At 64.0% G+C, this 687-nt stretch carries 1 protein-coding gene and 1 pseudogene; both read left to right on the top strand.

All coding sequences use genetic code 11. From position 1 onward, the window contains the following. Nucleotides 1-211: pseudogene (locus tag BO1_RS56110) on the top strand (putrescine ABC transporter permease PotI); the annotation flags it as partial. 55 nt (nt 212-266) lie between these two features. After that, nucleotides 267-687: DUF3138 family protein (locus tag BO1_RS56115; protein ID WP_043289422.1), on the top strand; the 421-nt coding region annotated here is incomplete at its 3' end.

Raw genomic sequence — 687 nt, forward strand, 5'->3', positions numbered from 1 at the left:
CCTGAATCCGGAGATGAATGCACTCGCGACCCTCTTCATCAGCGCGGTGACGATTGGCGTGGTCGCAGCCAACTACATCATGTCGGCCCGCGAACGCAAGCGCATGCGCGACATGCAGATGGCCTTCGTGCAGCCCGGTCCGGCTGACACACCCGTGGGTGCCATTGCGCCGGCAGCTAACCGCTCCTTCGGGCGTGGCACGGCGACCTGAGGACGACCTGCCCCGTCCAGGGGCTTTTGCAACAATGACTGGAAGAGACAACTCGATGAGGAAGAAGTTAATCTGCCTGCTGGTGGCCGGGGCACTACCAGGGCTCGCTTTTGCGGACTCGACCAGCGATCAGATCAAGGCCCTGCAGCAGCAGCTCAACGCGCTGCAAAAAGAGGTGAAATCGCTCAAGAACGCGCTTGCAACGTCGAACACGGGCGCGAAGGGCACGGCGAAGAGCGCCGCCGCCTCCACGGGCGCGGCTGCCACGGTTGCCGCGGCGGCGCCTGCGCAGGAAGTGGACATGTCCTCGCCCGACTACGGCAAGCAGCCTGCGCACCTGACCAACGACGAAGTCGACGCGATGAAGCAGCAGATCGCGGGACAGCAGCTGAAGGTGGACTCGCTCTCCGACGCGGCCAACACCGGCCCGATCGCGGGCCTCTCGGTCACGGGCTATATCGACCCGACCTATATTT

The organism is Paraburkholderia oxyphila NBRC 105797, from assembly GCF_000685075.1.
In the GTDB taxonomy this organism is placed as follows: domain Bacteria; phylum Pseudomonadota; class Gammaproteobacteria; order Burkholderiales; family Burkholderiaceae; genus Paraburkholderia; species Paraburkholderia oxyphila.